Below are 16,399 nucleotides of genomic sequence, written 5' to 3'. Positions count from 1 at the left end.
TCGAGCCGCGCGGACATTGTGCCGTCACCCGCCCGGCAAAGCTCGGGACTGGCGACTGTAACCGGTTCCATGTTGGGCTGCAATGGATTTGCCGTGCACCGAACTCCGTCCTCGAGCAGGGGGATCGTTGTAGTGTGGGGGGCTCGACCCGGCTGCGCGGTCCATTGGAGAAGGGGGAGGCCCATGGCGCCTGCGGATATGCCGAAGCCGGAAGCTCGGTCCAGCAGCCGATCGCCGGATCGAGAGCCGCAGTCACCACCGCCGACCGCGCCGAAGAATCCATCGGCTCAAGCACCACCGGCGGCTTCGGCGCGCCCTCCGGAGATATCGAATTCGGGCGCACGACAACGGTCCACGAAGTCCGCCGCGGGCGAGGTGTGGAATCGCCGCAACGTGCTCATCGCCGGCGCGGCGCTCACCGCCACCGTCGGCGGCACCTATTGGGCGATGCGGTCGGCCCTTGTGGCCGACAAGGCCGAGCGGCGAGAGCAGGACCGCCAAGACTGGGAGCTCCCCGCGATGCGGGGATCGGCCGTCGCATTCAAGGTGCTGGGCGAGAAGGGGTTCGGTGGTGATTTCATGGCTCTCCCGAGCGAAGTGAGAACACCGGACTGGTTCGGCCAACTCCATGAGTCCAAGAAACGACAGAACTGGGTCCTGGACAACGGCGGCGCGTGGGTCGATGGCATTGTATTCAGGCTCATGATCACAAACTTGCGGAGATCGATGGTCATCGAATCGGCATCCGTCCGGTTCTTGCGCCGGAGCAGCCCACTGAACGGAACCGCCATCATGGGTACCGTTCAAGGTGGTTCCGGTGGCGAGATGAGCGAGATCCCCAGGGCGGGAGCCAATCTCGACAGTCAACGACCGGCACTCCGTGAGCTCGATACTGCCACCGGAACATTGGGTGACCCTTTCCCGACGAATCAGATCACGCTCGGCCCACAGGCCGTCCAAGCCGTCGACGTCCGAATCGAATCGAAGCAACCCTGCACCGAATTCGAAATTCTACTAGAACTATTCGTCGACGGGCAGGAGCAGATCGATGTACCCATACGCCCGAGCTCCCGGCCCTTCCGGATCACCGGGCGGCCGACCTCCTACGGTGCGGGGCTGCATGAAACCGGTCCGGACGACAAGGTATCGGCGGGTATGGCCCGCTTGGAACCGATAGATCCGACCAAGATTGTGAGCGGTCATGGTTAAGGCTGGGACGCGTGGGCTCGGCCGAATCCTGGTGCCAGCGCTCACGGTGGGAGTAGTCGTCGGCGTTGTCATGGCCGTCCTGGTCGCCAACAGCGACGACGAGCCGGGTGCAGACGCACGCGAAGGGTCGGCCACGGGCGAGCCCAGCGATAGGTCGGCTGACGAGTCCCGCGGCGTGCAGTTCAGCGCGGCGTACATCGGTCCGGGGCTCGCCGTTGTCGATTCGGCCAATAGCAGTGCCATCGACCGGAATACGCGATGCGCCGATATCGCCAAATCACCCCTTCTATCCGAAACAGTGGCCGCACGGAGCAACGAGTACTCCGTAGGATTCGAGATACGAGCCATCCGCCAGGCCGTCGTGGACGTCAAAATCATCCTGTTCGACACCATCTCGGCCGAGAGCGTGGCCGACGCCCGGACTATCGAGTGCAAAGCGGATTCCTTGCCTGACTCGCCCACGCACAGACAGCCGCAACGCTGGCGAGCTACACTGTCCGACACCCCATCCGAGGGAACGGATTCCCCGGACGCGCTGCCGGATCCTCTCCCCGACGGCGTCGTACCGGGAGGGTTCAGCATCGTACTCGGCCCCGGGGAGGTGCAGCCGGTCGAGCTGCGTGCGAAACACCCAGGAACCGGTGTGGTTCGTTGGCAGATCCGACTGCTCGTCACCATCGACGGTGCGGATCAGGTGATCGAGCTGGATAACCAAGGGATACCTTTCGCCACCGTCGGGGAGGGCGTCGGTATCCGGTGAGCCGGACTGTAAACGAGCCGTGGGACCTTGGGGCACCTCCTGCCGCTCCGCTCCACCGGCAATCGCCTGAGCGCGGAATACTCCTCGGAGTGAGGCGGAAGCGCCACGGCCACAACATGATACGAGTCGGCGATCTCGATGCCGCATTCGCGGGCCCATCCCCTCGTCCACACGGGGTGTGTCGTGCTCGCGATCAGGGTGCCGGTGGGTGGTGTGGAGTGGCCGTCTGAGCCGGCGCGTGAGCGATTCGCGCTGTGGGAGTGGTGATCTCGGTGCTGCTGGCGGTGGCGGCGAGGGCCAGATGATGGGCGCGGCTGAGGTCGTCGAGTACGGCGCGCCAGAGCGGGTGGCTGTCGATATGGCCCGGCTTGCTGTACAGGTACAGCAGGATCTTGATGGCGTCGGTGGCACGAGCGACCGCGGTGAGTAGTTCTCGTCCCGTGTCCGGGGGGCGGGCGTAACCGAGTAGGGCGTCGATGCGGTGTTCGAACCACGCGATGTCGAAGTTCGCGTGATCGGCGATGACGGCCGGGGGCTGGGTGAGGGCGTCCGCGGTGGCCGCGGCCCATCGGCGTGTTGCATGGTCGTCGTCGGGAGCGGAGGCGAGGGTGCGCTGGAGTTCGGCGCCGAGGATGCCGTAGAGCGTTCCGGCGATCAGAACGTGGTCGGTACTGGGGTCGATTGCGCCGTTCCGGCGGCCGGGTACGGAGCGTCCGGCTGAGCAGGATGCGGTGTGCAGAACTGCCAGGGCGGCGCGAAGCTGGGCTGTTGTGGCCACGAAACCCCCTTGCCGTGTTCGATTGCTGCGCGAACGGTCATGGCGACGGCCGGAAGACCACGCCGCGCGCGGGCACGTGGCGCCCGGCCTACATTGCGGCTCGTCTGCGGTGTCGGTCATCGGCTCCGGCGACGTCGGCAGAGCCCGATGTTGTTGCTCTCGTACCGAATTGCGTGGGGTGCACCGTACCTGACCAAGAGTAGCTGAGACGTCGCTCGTTATGGGAGAACCGAACGACAGCCCGGAAATTCGCCACCGTGTCCGTAAGCGCACCGAGACCGTGTGGGGGGCCCGGCGCGGGCCTCGGGCTGTGCGGCACAGGCTCCCAGTTTCCGGTCATCAGTCCACGCATGGCGTTGCTGAAGGCGGTGAGATCGGGGGGTGGGTGAGTGCTCGGCGCGGGGACGACCGACGTCAGTGGCAGGGAGGATCGCGATCGTCGTGGCGTGCATCGCCGGGTTCTCATTCGCGCATTCGCTCCTGTTGCTGGGCGTCACGAGTCCGAGCCGGGAACTGAACGATACTCGGTCCAACGTCAAGTATTTCCATTACTACTTCAACGCCGATGGCACGAGTTATGTCGGTGCCTCCAAGCATGGCGGACTGGCCCAAGACCCGGTGGTAGGCGGCACGATTCCGATTAACTACGTCAGACATGATCCGCACGATTCCGCTCTTTACAGTGCAGTGTGGAGGTGTACCCGCAACCACGGCTGATCCCGCGGCGCCATCCGCAGCCGGTCACCGTCCGTCGCCGCGGCCACCCCGATGCTCGGATCGCAATGCCACGGCTGCCCGGGGACCCTGGCAGAACAATCCACATAGAACCAGCCCTCAGAACGCTGCGGGTTTCCCACATACCCACGGTTGGGAGGATGCTCGAGGTCGACTCGGAGCTGCTCTCGATTTAGAGTCCCGGCATCACATTGATGGAAGGACGCCGATGGCAACCGCGCTTTCATTCCCCACGACGTATCTCGCCGGTAGCGCCAATGCTCCGACTCGGAGTGCGGCCATGGAGAAATTCGAAACACTCTGGCCGTATCTGCAGTCCTTCCCGGACGGCGACACCTCCTTTCCCGGTTGGATCATGCCTCGCCTGCGTGCAACTTTCGGCCTCCCCGGGATGACGAAAGTCGACCACGGGAACATCGAACTCGGCTACAACGGCATGCCGACCTATGAATACCGTGGCAACGGGGAACTCGAAATCTCTCCCGTCCTGCTGGGATACTTCGATCAGGCCGAGGCGGCCAAACCGATCCTGGATCGCATGATCCTGGAGCACGGCGAGAGCAAGCCCTATCAAGCCGACATCATCGATCCGTTCGATCACGCATTCTTCGCCCTCGGGACGGCGGGGATCACGCGGCATTATGAATCGTTTCGGAGACCGGCGCTGAGTGAAATATCGGCCGTCCACCGGTTGTTCGACGGCAACGTGCGATTCCAGCTCGAGAGTCCGGCGCGGATGGTGGTGCTGGAAGGCATCGAATCCGATGAGGAACGCGCGGCGCAGGCGGACGCTATGGCCACCGATCTGGCTGCATTCGTCGGCCGGATGCCGGACGGCGCCCGCGTCACCGTGCACATGTGCCGAGGCGATTGGGAGCACACGACCTGGAAGAAGCGGATCGACGGATACGAGCCGGTCGTCCAGCTCGCCAACGCTATCGTGGCGGCTTGGCCGGAGGGACGCCGACTCGAAGGAATTCACATTCCGCTCGCCGGCGCCGACGTACTGCCCTGCGCGGACGAGGACAAGGCCGACATCTACAGCCCGCTCGAACGATTGACCACCGACGCGCCGATCTACGCGGGGATCGTGCACGAGAACGCGACAGCCGAACATATTCTCACCGCATTGTCTTATGCTCGCCGGTACTATCCGCGACCCTTCGGCGGCCTGGGCACGTCATGCGGCATGGCCCGCATGCCGGAGGCCGCCATGGATCGCGCACTGGCATTGTTGGCTGAGCTCATGAAGCGGGTCCAGTAGTAGCCCAATCCCAAACGCCGCGCGGCGTTTGCGATCACATCGCTATGTAGGACGCCGGCCGGTCCGGTACTCGGGTTACGTCGAAATCATGCCAAGTCGGGTCTCGTCCGTTCGGCTCCATGTCCCGCCAGCACAAGCGTCGTACGGCGTACTTTCCTCCTCGGTGCAGCAATGTAGGCCTACCGCGATCAACTCAACGAATTCCTCGCCGGCCGCCCTGGCCGGATCGACGAACGGCCGGAATTCATCTTGTCGCACACGGCCGCCACGCATTTCGCCTGTCCCCCAGCTCCACCACTGACAGCAGAGGCAACACCATGACCGAACCAGCACATGACCCCAACGCCGCGGCCGAACGCGGCGCGCGCGCCTACAACCCGTTCATGCTCACCATCTACGACACCCTCGTGCTCGGCCTGGTCTGCCGATACGTGTGGCGCGCGCCCCGCACCGACATGCAAGAACTCTACGACCACAACATCAGCGACCGGCATCTCGAACTCGGCCCCGGCACCGGATACTTCCTGCGACACTACAAGCCTCTAACGCGTTTGGCGCTCGTCGATCTCAACCCCCAAGTACTCGCCCACAGCGCCCGCACCCTCACACAGCACCGGCCCGAAACCTACCGGCGCAATGTGCTGCGCCCGCTCGACATCGAACCACCCCGGTTCGACTCCATCGGGCTGAACTTCCTGATGCACTGCATCCCAGGCGATTTCGCCGACAAGGCCGTCGTGTTCGACCACGCCGCCGCCGTCGCCGCACCCGGCTGCCGCATCTTCGGCAGCACCCTACTCGGCCACCGGGAACCACACCCCCGCCGCGCACGCCTGCTGATGGCCACACTCAACAGAGTCGGCGTGCTCGCCAACACCGCCGACACTCTCCACGACCTCGACACACAACTCGCCCGCCGATTCACCGACTACCAACTGACCACCCACGGATCGGTCGCCTTCTTCCAAGCACGATACGAACCCCAGCCAGCAACCTGACACTGGAGCTCCCACCAGGCCCCGACACAACCCACCACCCCGCGGACCCTCTCCGGATCCCGCCCTGCGAGGACACGGCGCGAACACCTGTCGTCCACGCCATCCAGCCGAATCCGGTGCAGGAGCCGGGTTCTGGGCAGCGACACCACCCGACACCTCCGAGCACCCGGGTGTGCCGTCAACTCGCAGCCTGGCGACATCCCTACTCCTTCAAAGGGCTGCTGTTCGCCGTCGCGTGCGCCACGCGTGCCCGCACGGCGTGCTTGACCTCGCAGACGGTCGTGATGGTCACAGCACCGGGAAGCGGGGGCTGGATGTCGATCGGTATGCCGATCGACATCCGAGAGCCTTCGGGATGGAGCTGTCGGCCACCCCGCCCGGCGGGAGTGAGAAGTGCTGAGCCGTAGACGATGTGGGCCCGATTCTCGGGGTCTGCGGCATCGCCTCCAACCGCCTGCCACGAGTTCCGGCGCATATACACGGGTGAAGCCGCGAAGCTGTACGGAGGCAGGAAGCCACCTGGGGAGATGCGGGAAACCGCTGGTAGAAGGAGAATTCGTCGCGTGTTCAAATGCGCTTGAACACGCGACACCAATCTCCGTCTCGGAGGACGGAAAACTGTGTCCGGAGGGGGACTCTGACACCATCCTCCATCCCGGAAGGACCAGGCGTTTTGTACTCACTGAAGCACAAATACGACCATGCTGCTGATTTAATTGAAACACAGCCCTCCTTCGATGCGAGGAGTTTCCGTGGCCTACTACTTTCGATGACGGAAAAAAGACATGGGTCGATATCACGCGGATTCAACGCGATATTCACTCCGGTATGCAACGGATCGATGCCGACCCGGATATCGAGTTCAGCATCGCAGATTTCGCACGTGAGCGGGAAATCTTTACCGTATTCACCGGTATGTTTCTCGGCCCGGTGATTATTGCATCTACATTAGACTCTGTGCGCCAATTACTGTCCGCACGCTATGGGGTGGAGCGGGTTTGCCGACCACTCTCACCGCATTTTGACCTTAATAGCGCAACTGGTCTAAGTGTTTCGTATAGCCGCGAAGCGCATGAACTTGCTCGAGCGCTGATTAACGCAGTACTCGCGGACGGCACCCGATGTCGGGCCGGATTCAGGACCTCCGGTTGCCGAGGTGCTTGCGCAAGCTGTGGGAGTGACTCGTTCACCCTTTAGGCGACACTGCGGCTCAACAGGACGGTCGTCTCGTGCCGTGGCGGTCTTGGCGAGCGGGGTTCGGTGTTTGACGAGGGATCGGCGCGATCATCTCTGCCGAGGAGTAGGGCCTATCGGCTAGGCTCTGACCCCATGGCTGTATACCTGGTGACCGGTGCTGCGGGGTTTATCGGCGCGAACTATGTGCACCTGCTAACACGGTGGGAGCCTGAAGCGCAGATCGTCGCTGTCGACTACATCGGTTTCGCCGGCAACGAGGCCAACCTGGATCCGGTCCAGGACCGCATCAGGTTCGAAAAGGCCGATATCGCCGATTTCGACGCGATGGCCGACATGTACCGCCGCTACCAGCCGGACTACGTGGTGAATTTCGCGGCTGAGTCGCACAACGATCGGGCGATCCTGAGCCCGAGCGCGTTCATGCGGTCCAACGCGTTGGGCGCGCAGGTGATGGCCGAGTGCAGCAGGCTGATGCCGGTCACCTCGCATGTGCACGTGTCGACGATCGAGGTGTACGGGGAGCTGGCCCATGGCGCGCAGTGGTTCCACGAAGGATCGCCGCTGAACGCGAAGACGCCATACTCGGCGGCCAAGGCCGCCGGGGACCAGATGGTGCGCGCCTACATGCAGACCTATCCGGAGATGTCGATCCGGATGACGCACTGCGCCAACAACTATGGGCCATATCAGATGCCGGAGAAGCTGATTCCGCTTGCGGTGACCAACCTGTTGCGTGGCCGGAAGGTACCCATCTACGGCGACGGCCAGCAGTCGCGGGACTGGCTGCACGTCGCCGACCACTGTGCGGCGATCCACCGGGTTCTGAAGGCTCGGCTCGACCCTGTCCCAGCGGCGGCGGCCACCGATCCGGGCCTGCTGCCGATCTTCGATGTGTCCGGGCGCTGCGAGGTCACCAACATGGAGGTGGCCCGCCGGGTGATCACGGAACTGGGGTTGGATCCGGCGGAGTGGATCGAGCACATTCCCGACCGCCCGAACCATGACCGCCGGTATCTCATCGACCCCCGCAAGATCGAGTCCACGCTCAACTGGCGACCCGAGCACGACTTCGAGTCCGGCATCGGCGAGGTCGTGCGCTGGTACCGCGACAACCGCGGCTGGTGGGAGAAGGTCCTGGCGGAGAAGGGCGAACTCGGCTTCGACTGGGCCCGCCCCGACGCGGTGCAGCGGTAACCACCGGCGAGCAGGTCAGGACGGGCTGGCGGTCTGCACGGCGTCTATGACGCGATCGATCGCATCGTCGTCCATGCTGCGCCACAGCGGCAGGCAGATGTGGCTGGCAGCGAACGCGTCCGCGGCAGGAAACTGTCGGCTGTCGGCAAGGTCGGCGAAGACCGGGTGACGGTGCAGCGGCCGTTCATATACCCCTCGTGCCAAGGTGACCTCAGCGGCGAGCATCGCGAGGCGAAACTGTTCCCGGTCCACGTCGGTGTCGAGCAGTGTGACGCATTTGTGCCCACTGACCTGCCCGTTCAGGGGCGGGAAGGTCAGCGCGGATTCGGCCAGGTGGCTCGTGTAGCGGTCGATGATGGCGCGGCGACGCGCGAGGTCATCGTCCAGATGGGAAAGCTGGGCAGTGGCCAGTGCCGCGCCGAGTTCGGTGATCCGCCAGCTGCCGCCGGTGACGATGTGCCGGTCATGTTCGTCTTTGCCCTGGTTGCGATAGATGCAGGCGGACCGGTCCAATGCCGTGTCGTCGGTGGTGACGGCGCCGCCCTCTCCTGCGGCAATCACCTTGGTCGCGAAGAACGAGAACGCCGCTGCGGCACCGAAACTGCCTCCCGCGCCGTGACCGTCGAGCGTGGACCCGTGCGCGTGTGCCGCGTCCTCGATCAACGCCACGCCTGCCCGATCGCACACCGCGGCGATGGCCGGAAGGTCCGGGGACAGATAGCCACCGATGTGGACCACAACCACCGCCGCGACGTCGCTGGTCAGGTTGTGCTGCAAGTCGGCCAGGTCCGGGTACAGGCCCGAGTCGTAGAGCCTGACCTTCGCACCAGCGGCAAGAGCTGAGGCGGCGGTCGCGTAATTGGTGTTCGTCGGCACCAACACGGTGCGACCTGCAACGCCGAGGACCCGGAAGATGATTTCGAGGGCAGCAGATCCGGAGCAGACTGCGGCCGCGTGCCGGGTGCCGGCCATTGCGGCGACCGCGGTCTCGAACGCCTCGGTGTACGGGCCGAGTACCAGCCTGCCGGACCGCAGGATGTCCTCGGCGGCAGCCAGTACTGCCGAAATCTCGTCCGCCGAAAGGGCGGCGGAGAACGGTGGGATCATGCTGCGCTCACCGCCTCGTGCGCTGCCCAGGGTGTGACCGCGACCAGGTGCCCCACTGGTCCCCGACCCCGGCGGGTCGGCTTCGGGAGGTCGAGTTCTGTTCGCGTGCCGGTGATGGCTGCCGCCACACGGCGGGAGGCGTGTAAGGCGAGGGTCATCTTGCCGGGCAGGACGGTCCACCAGCCCGCGACACCATCGCGGGCCTGGTGGTCGATCACGGTGATGCCGGGTGCGGTGCCCCACTGGTCGGAGCCGATGGGGTGCTCGGTCTTCGCGCCGACCCATGCGACCCCGTCGTCTAGGTCGAGCAGGCCGGGACGTAGCCGCGCGCCGAGATCGCTGATCAGCGCGGCGGTTTCGGTGGCTGGGACGGGCCAGTCGGCCTCACTGCGCACGAACCGTTGCGGTGCCCCGTACCGGGACGCCAGTACAGCCCGCCCGGTCGTCGACGGCGCCAGGAATGGCCACCCGAACTCCAAACCGATCACCGCGGTGTCCAGCTGCCCGGGAAACGCCATCATCGTCTCCAGCCGGGACGTCAATTCGCGGGCGACTGCGGACCCGGACCGGTCGAGCACCTCGCGGGTGCCGATCCCGGCACACACCACCACATTCGCCGTCTCGAACATGACGGTCGAGGTCTGCACGCCACGCACCGCGCCGTTCTCGACGACGACACGCGACGCATCCGCGCCCACGACCAGGTCGACACCCGCTGCGGCGGCCCGAGCAGCCAGCTCGGCGATCAACGCGTGGGAATCGATGACCAGCTCCCGGATCGCGTACCCGCCAACCTCATTCGGGTCTACCCCGGCCAGCACCTCACCGAGTTCGAGCGAATCGACCGGGCGCGCGTCCAAGCCAGCCTGCTGCCACAGCGGCCGGTAGATCTCGAGCGTGCCCGGTGATCCTATGTACCAGCAGGTTTCGATGCCGGACAGGCAGCGCGGAAACGAAGATTCGAAGGCAGCTTGCCCGCGGTGGCAGTCCTGCACGATCTCCGGGTGCCAGCGCACATACAGGGCGCCGCTGTGGACCAGTCCGTGATTGTGGGTTGTCGCGCCGGCGCCCAGCAGGTCGCGTTCGATCACCGCGACCCGCACGCCAGGCTCGGCCAAGCGCAGCGCGACCATCAGGCCTGTGACACCGCCACCGACCACAAGGAAATCGTATTGTGTTGCCGTCATTGGTCATCCCCTCGATCTCTTCCGCAGACAAGGTCAGCGACGTGCAGGATCACAAGTTCGACGGGCTGTCCGGGCCACCACTCGCCAGCAGCTTCTCGTACCAGGGCACCGTGTAACCGCGCGGGTCGTTCTCGTCGATCCGGCCGGATGCCAGGCCCTCCACGACCTCGCGGACGCCGTGCTGAATGGTCCGGGCGGGAACGAAGTTCAGGACCTCGGCGATTTTCGAGAAGTCCATGCGATGCGAGCGATCGTCCCTGCCCGGGTAGTGGTCGAACCGATCCACGCCTGTTTCCGAACCCACGATTTCGGCAAGTTCCCGAATGCGGAAGTTCAACGCGTCACCGCCCAGGTTGAAACGTTGCCCGCCGACCACGTCGGATGGTGCGCCAATCAACCGCACGAACGCGTCGGCTACATCGGCGATGTGCACGAACGGCCGCCACTGGCTCCCATCACCCAGCACGGGAATCACCGCACGCCGAACGGCTCGAACGACCATCTGGTGGACGACGAGATCCAGGCGCATGCGCTGCGACAGCCCGAACACGGTCGCCTGCCGGACCGCGACCACCGTGAAGCTATCGGCGGCGAGATCGAGGACCGCCGCCTCGGCGTCGGCGTTCGCGACCGCATAGATGGTCCGTGGCGCGATGACAGCCGACTCGCCCAGCAATCCCTCGCGCTGCCCGTACACACTTGATGAGGACGGCAGAATGTAGCGGCCGACACCCGCTGCCCGCGCCAGCCGTGCGCACCGCACTCGCGCATGAAGATTGATGTCCACGGTCAGCTGCGGGTCGAGTTCGCCCGCGGGATCGTTCGAAATCGCGGCCAGATCGATCACGCAGTCGACATCGTCCAGATCCGAGCTGTTCAGATTACGAACGTCCTTGCAGATCACCTTGAAATCGGAGCCTTCTTCGGGCAACGTGTCCCGCCCGAAGAAGAACCGATCCACAACGACCACGTGAAAACCGTTGGCCAGCAACGTTCTTGTCAACGCCGAGCCGATGTATCCGCCACCTCCGGTGAGCATGATCTTCATGGCCATGTCGGTCACCTTCCATTGGACGAGCCGTTCCCCGGGCGGGCGGACTGCTCGCGTACCGAGCCGCGCGGCGCTCACCTACTGAAATCGTTTGCACAGCAGCAGATTGCGGGCCGCTTCCGCGACTCCTGACCCTACGAGTTTTCGTGCTTCACTGGTTCCAAGCCACAGTGGTAACAGGAACTGTCACAAACCGTCATGTGTAACAAGGAGTTACGGGTATGTCGGGTGATGCTCAGGTCGGGGCGATGCTGCGTGACCTGCGTGAAGCGCGGTCGCTGCCCCGCGCGGCCGTCGCCCGCACGATCGATTGTGATGTGTCATTGCTGGCGCACGTCGAAGCTGGTCGGCGCCGCATTACACCATGGCTCGCCCGCAGTCTCGACGACTACTACGGCACCCCCGGTGTCGTTGCCGCCCTCACCCGATCCCGCCCCACAGGTCCCAGCCCCGTCGCATCCGGCGATATGCTCATCGTGGAGCTACCGCACGGAGGTACACCGATGCCGCTGTCACGGCGGGACGTGCTGATCTCACTCGGAGTCGGCATCACCACAGGCCCATTACTCGCCAGCCTGGAACGAGCCGTCGACGCTCAGCACGTCGACGACGACACGCTGCGCGAGTTCGACGACGCCTACGCCGGATTCCAAACCGCCGCAAGGATAGTCCCGCCGCATCGCCTCATCGATGCGATGATCGGCAAAGTTGCCGTACTCGACGGCCTACGCCGCCGCGCCAGCAGCTCCCGGCGCCACGCGTTGTTCCGCATGCAGGCCCGCTACGCGGAGTCGCTGAGCTGGCTCGCCGAGGAAGCCGGACACCCGAGAGACGCCATGTGGTGGATCGACCGCGCCAGCCAGTGGGGACTCGCCGCCGGTTGGCAGGAGATCGCCGCCTACGGCAGTGTGCGCCGCTCCATGATCGCCATCAGCGCCACCAGCGACGGATTCCGCGCCGTCGACCACGCCCGCACTGTCCACGACATGCCTGGTGCCACACCGAGAATTAAGGGCCTGGCCGCCAAGCAAGCTGCGTTCGGGTACGCATTGTGCGGGGATGCCGACGCCAGTCGCCGAGCCCTGGACGAGGCGATGCAGCTGCTGGCGAAACCCGTGCGCCCTGACGATGCCGTTCTCGGTCAGCGCAGCGTCGTCGACGATGATTTGTACACCATCTTCGCCACGACCTGCGACATCTATCTCGGCAAGGGCCAACACGTCGTGCCTATCGTGGAGCCCCGCCTCTCCGCTCTGAGTCGATCGTCGCTGCGCACCGCCACCATCACCCGCGCCAAACTCGTCCGCGCCTATGTCAACGCCGGCCAACCCGACGAAGCCGCCGCCGTCGCAGGCCCGGCGCTAACCGCGATCGAGCACGTCGGATCGCTGTCGGCGCTCAGTGAACTTCGGCGGGCGCTGCCGATCCTCCAACGCTGGCGCGGACGCGACGACATCGCGGCCATCATCGACCATGTCCGACGGCTAGCACCTACCGCCGCAGCCTCGTAACCTCCAGCGCCTCTTCCCCGGCTGTGCCGTCCGCGCGGCGGAACACCCGGTACGCACCAGCTTTCGGACGATCACTGATCGCCGAAGCCAGCTCGGTCCCCGCGAAATGTAACCCCGTCCCGGCGTCGGTAGCGAACCCATCCGGGAGTACACCCGCTGCCACACACTCCATGAACTGGCGCCGCCGATGTTCGTAGTGCACAGCATTCGAGAACGGCAGAAACCCCAACCCATCGGCTACGGGACGCACCTCACCGAAGCTGTCGGTAGTACCGCCGGTGAACCAGCACAGCGAACCCGCCGACTCCCCCGCCAACACGACCCCGTTCTCCCAACACTCACGCAGGACCCGATCCAGCCCGTGTGCCCGCCACACCGCCAGCAGGTTCACCACGCTGCCGCGGTCCACCCAGATCACATCCTGACTGCGCAGTTGCTTCCCGACATCGGGGACCGACGGCTTATCGAACAACGCCAGATGAGTCGCCGCAACCTCGCTGCCTGCGAATGCGCCGTAGAACGCCGCGATGCTGGCCTCGTTGTCCCCAGTCCCGGTCGACACGAAACACACTCTCGGTCGCGCCGCATCGCCTGCCAGCTCGATTGCGTACCGGAACACCGGCGACGGCTCCCACGGGTCACGCGACCGATTGAAGCCCATCGACGTCGCCACGATCGTCGGGACCTCGGCTACCACAACACCACCACCGACCTCGGTCGAGACCTGCACTGCCAAACGATCACACTGCCAAACGATCACACTACCGACCCCACTCCTTCCGACCACACCTTGAGCACAACGCATTGATGCCGGCTGCTGGCCAACTCCGGACATCAGCACATAAACGATCGATCGGTGATGCCATGGACGCTGTGCAACAACCGCTGTGAGAACGCGATTCCGACGGCTATCGCGCGCATTTGGCCCAGGGCAACACCAGCCAGCCCCGCAAACGTGTCGGCGCCCCTACGTCTGGTCCCACGTTGCCGCGGCTCTCGACGCCCGGACCGCCAGCCGAGTCGGCCTACCTGCACGATGGTCGAAACCCGCACCAGCCCAACACAATCGACTAACACACGCCACCGGATGACTCTCGCGGTCCGCCTGGCGATAGAGTCCACAGCCAACCGCAGCACCCGTCGACGAGGGGAACCACCACCATATGAAGGGCATCGTTCTCGCAGGCGGAACCGGCAGCCGCCTGGCGCCGATTTCCAAGGTCACGAACAAGCACCTGCTCCCGATCGGCACGCAACCGATGATCTGCTACGCCATCGACGCATTCGCCCAGGCCGGAATCTCCGACATCATGCTGGTGACCGGCGGACCTCACGCCGGTTCGTTCTTCCGCCTGTTCGGCTCCGGCCGCGGGCACGGCGTCGACCTGTCCTACGCCTACCAGGAAAGCCTGGCGGAATAGCCGAAGCGCTCTCCCTGACCGAGCACTTCGCCACCGGAGGCCCGATCGCAGTTCTACTGGGCGACAACATCTTTGGATACACGCTCACACCTGTCATCGATCAGTTTCGCAACGACCCGACCGGCGGCATGGTCGTCCTGGCCGAGCTGAAAGACGAACAACATCTCCGCCACCTGGGCGTCGCGGAGTTCAACGGCGCCCGAATCACCCGTATCGTCGAGAAACCCGCGAGCCCACCCAGCGCCTACGCGGCGACCGGCCTCTACTTCTACGACAGCACAGTCTTCGACATCACCAAGACCCTGCAACCGAGCGCTCGGGGCGAGCTCGAGATCAGCGACGTCAACAACCACTACATCGACCGCGGCGAACTGAGACACGCTGTCTTGGACGGATTCTGGGGCGATGCCGGCGAATCTATCGACGCCTACTACACCGTCAACGACTTCGTTCGACAGCACGGAGCCAACAAACAGCCCTGCTGACAAACGATCCGCGGGTCGTTCCCGAGGATCGGCATGATCCTGATCCTCGACGCCATGCTTGAGGCGGTAACGGCGAACGCGTGTTCAGTGGTGTTTGCCAGCCCTGTTCGACGCTCGATATGGCGAACAGCCTCGACCCGAAACGCGCTCGGGGCGAAGCTGTTTCGCACGCGAATAAACGATGGGGCGAGACAGACCCGCGCTGGCTTAGTTGTTGTGGGTCTCGTTAACGATCAGAAGATCGAACTCGCCGTCCGCGACGCCCTTGGTCCACGCGTCGACCTCTTCGACCGTGAACTCGAGCGTGACTGGTTGGCCATGCACATCGGCTCCGCGGAACGTCGCAGCGCCATCGGCATGCAGTTCGATGGCGACCGCGCTGTGAACCTCGCCGGTGGAAGTGCTGAGAGCCAAGTCGCGGACGGCGGGCCAATGCGAATCTGCGAAGACAATCGTCGGCTGGCGGTCCGGGCTGTCGGCTCGGTTCGGCCGAATGGGATCGTTGGGCATCTTCCTGCGCGAGTTGCTTCGGGGTGAGTGCGGATCGTCGTCGCTGTTCGTTGCGGGCGTCCTCGAGTTGCTGCTGGATTCGCGTGATGTCGGAAGACGATCCCAGGGCGATGGAAATCTGGGCAGCGAAGGAATCGGCGCCGCCGCCTTCCGCTGCTGGTGTGGCCATTGCTACGTGTTGGCGCAGGTTGTCGACGAGGGTGTACCCGGTTCTCGGGGGTCTGCGGCATCGCCTCCAACCGCCCGCCACGCGGTTCCGGCCGCGTATACACGGGAGGAGTCGAGGAGCTGTACGGCGGCAGGAAGCCGACCTGGGAAGATGCGGCGAACCCGCTGGTAGGCGGGTTGTCGGGAGTGTGTTCGAGCGCGCTTTGACACGCGCCACGGGAATTCTTACTGGGGTAAGGAAAACTGTGTCCGGAGGGGGACTTGAACCCCCACGTCCATTAATAGGACACTAGCACCTCAAGCTAGCGCGTCTGCCATTCCGCCACCCGGACCGGTGGTGCTCAGCAAGGTTATCGGATCCGTCCGCGAGGTCCAAATTACAGCGGTTGGTGCTGGTCCCGTCGCTGGTACGGATGCTGAGCGCCGCCGCGCGGCCTAGTTCTTGATGGCCTCGAGCAGAGCGGACCGCTGGCGCGAACCCAGGCCGCCGATGCGGCGATCGGCGGGGATCTCCGCCTCGTCCATCAGCTTGGCGGCCTTCACGGGGCCGATGCCGGGCAGCGCCTTGATGACGGCGGCGACCTTGGTCTTTTTGACCAGGTCCTCCTTGTCGGCGCGCTCGAGCACCTTGGCCAGCGAGACCTTGCCCTTGCGGACCTCTTCGATCAGCTCCGAGCGGGCCTTGCGGACCGCGGCCGCTTTGGCCAGCGCGGCGTTCCGTTGCTCGGCGGTCATGGTGGGGAGTGCCATGTCTACTACCTTTCGCTCGTTCGCTGGAACCTCAACGGCACCGATTGAACATCACCGAAGCCCGGGTGGTGGCA

The 16,399-nt window shown here is 64.7% G+C and carries 14 protein-coding genes, 1 tRNA gene and 1 pseudogene; 7 read left to right on the top strand and 9 right to left on the bottom strand.

The features are described 5' to 3' along the window. The first annotated feature begins 183 nt into the window (after positions 1 to 183). Positions 184 to 1,209, top strand: coding sequence for a hypothetical protein (locus tag ACYVLQ_RS18885; protein ID WP_460698804.1), 1,026 nt, complete (start codon positions 184 to 186; stop codon positions 1,207 to 1,209). A gap of 70 nt (positions 1,210 to 1,279) precedes the next feature. After that, entirely contained in the window at positions 1,280 to 1,969 is a 690-nt protein-coding gene (locus tag ACYVLQ_RS18880) for a hypothetical protein (RefSeq protein WP_460698803.1), read from the top strand. Between the two features lie 193 nt (positions 1,970 to 2,162). Here ACYVLQ_RS18880 and ACYVLQ_RS18875 read toward each other — a convergent pair whose 3' ends face one another. Next, complete coding sequence (locus ACYVLQ_RS18875) at positions 2,163 to 2,747, bottom strand: hypothetical protein (protein WP_460698802.1); 585 nt, start codon at positions 2,745 to 2,747, stop codon at positions 2,163 to 2,165. A 655-nt stretch (positions 2,748 to 3,402) separates the two neighbouring features. Here ACYVLQ_RS18875 and ACYVLQ_RS18870 point away from each other — a divergent pair. Further along, entirely contained in the window at positions 3,403 to 4,746 is a 1,344-nt protein-coding gene (locus tag ACYVLQ_RS18870) for a uroporphyrinogen decarboxylase/cobalamine-independent methonine synthase family protein (protein WP_460698801.1), read from the top strand. A gap of 317 nt (positions 4,747 to 5,063) precedes the next feature. After that, positions 5,064 to 5,744, top strand: a complete 681-nt coding sequence (locus tag ACYVLQ_RS18865) for a class I SAM-dependent methyltransferase (RefSeq protein ID WP_460698800.1) — start codon at positions 5,064 to 5,066, stop codon at positions 5,742 to 5,744. A gap of 202 nt (positions 5,745 to 5,946) precedes the next feature. On the opposite strand, the gene ACYVLQ_RS18860 is transcribed toward ACYVLQ_RS18865, so the two are convergent. Further along, positions 5,947 to 6,084, bottom strand: coding sequence for a hypothetical protein (locus ACYVLQ_RS18860; protein ID WP_460698799.1), 138 nt, complete (start codon positions 6,082 to 6,084; stop codon positions 5,947 to 5,949). A gap of 989 nt (positions 6,085 to 7,073) precedes the next feature. Between ACYVLQ_RS18860 and ACYVLQ_RS18855 the strand changes: the two genes are divergently transcribed. Continuing rightward, positions 7,074 to 8,135, top strand: coding sequence for a dTDP-glucose 4,6-dehydratase (locus tag ACYVLQ_RS18855; RefSeq protein ID WP_460698798.1), 1,062 nt, complete (start codon positions 7,074 to 7,076; stop codon positions 8,133 to 8,135). 15 nt (positions 8,136 to 8,150) lie between these two features. Here ACYVLQ_RS18855 and ACYVLQ_RS18850 read toward each other — a convergent pair whose 3' ends face one another. Genes ACYVLQ_RS18850 through ACYVLQ_RS18840 form a run of 3 tightly spaced genes read right to left on the bottom strand, consistent with a single transcriptional unit; the run spans position 8,151 to position 11,483 of the window. Continuing rightward, positions 8,151 to 9,242, bottom strand: a complete 1,092-nt coding sequence (locus tag ACYVLQ_RS18850) for a DegT/DnrJ/EryC1/StrS family aminotransferase (RefSeq protein ID WP_460698797.1) — start codon at positions 9,240 to 9,242, stop codon at positions 8,151 to 8,153. Next, positions 9,239 to 10,429 carry an NAD(P)/FAD-dependent oxidoreductase gene (locus tag ACYVLQ_RS18845; RefSeq protein WP_460698796.1) on the bottom strand — a complete coding sequence of 397 codons (1,191 nt, stop codon included), beginning with the start codon at positions 10,427 to 10,429 and terminating at the stop codon, positions 9,239 to 9,241. Before ACYVLQ_RS18845 ends, ACYVLQ_RS18850 begins: the two co-directional genes overlap by 4 nt. Positions 10,430 to 10,478: 49 nt before the next feature. Beyond that, positions 10,479 to 11,483 (bottom strand): NAD-dependent epimerase/dehydratase family protein, encoded by a 1,005-nt coding sequence (locus ACYVLQ_RS18840; protein ID WP_460698795.1) that lies wholly within the window; start codon positions 11,481 to 11,483, stop codon positions 10,479 to 10,481. Between the two features lie 218 nt (positions 11,484 to 11,701). Between ACYVLQ_RS18840 and ACYVLQ_RS18835 the strand changes: the two genes are divergently transcribed. Next, positions 11,702 to 12,991 (top strand): helix-turn-helix domain-containing protein, encoded by a 1,290-nt coding sequence (locus ACYVLQ_RS18835; protein ID WP_460698794.1) that lies wholly within the window; start codon positions 11,702 to 11,704, stop codon positions 12,989 to 12,991. Here ACYVLQ_RS18835 and ACYVLQ_RS18830 read toward each other — a convergent pair. Next, positions 12,972 to 13,652, bottom strand: a complete 681-nt coding sequence (locus ACYVLQ_RS18830) for a Type 1 glutamine amidotransferase-like domain-containing protein (protein ID WP_460698948.1) — start codon at positions 13,650 to 13,652, stop codon at positions 12,972 to 12,974. The genes ACYVLQ_RS18835 and ACYVLQ_RS18830 overlap by 20 nt on opposite strands. A gap of 502 nt (positions 13,653 to 14,154) precedes the next feature. On the opposite strand from ACYVLQ_RS18830, the pseudogene ACYVLQ_RS18825 reads away from it, so the two are divergent. Next, positions 14,155 to 14,897, top strand: a pseudogene (locus tag ACYVLQ_RS18825) (sugar phosphate nucleotidyltransferase). 207 nt (positions 14,898 to 15,104) lie between these two features. Here ACYVLQ_RS18825 and ACYVLQ_RS18820 read toward each other — a convergent pair. The 3 genes from ACYVLQ_RS18820 to mihF all read right to left on the bottom strand — a co-directional run bounded on the left by ACYVLQ_RS18820 (position 15,105) and on the right by mihF (position 16,325). Then, positions 15,105 to 15,407, bottom strand: a complete 303-nt coding sequence (locus tag ACYVLQ_RS18820; protein ID WP_460698793.1) for a hypothetical protein — start codon at positions 15,405 to 15,407, stop codon at positions 15,105 to 15,107. Positions 15,408 to 15,821: 414 nt separating this feature from the next. Further along, a tRNA-Leu gene (locus tag ACYVLQ_RS18815) sits at positions 15,822 to 15,907 on the bottom strand. Positions 15,908 to 16,010: 103 nt separating this feature from the next. Next, positions 16,011 to 16,325, bottom strand: coding sequence for an integration host factor, actinobacterial type (gene mihF, locus ACYVLQ_RS18810; protein WP_068023498.1), 315 nt, complete (start codon positions 16,323 to 16,325; stop codon positions 16,011 to 16,013). Between the last annotated feature and the right edge of the window lie 74 nt (positions 16,326 to 16,399).

The organism is Nocardia thraciensis, assembly GCF_054782435.1.
Note: the sequence above shows the minus strand (reverse complement) of the source record. Positions and strands in the feature narration are given on the sequence as shown.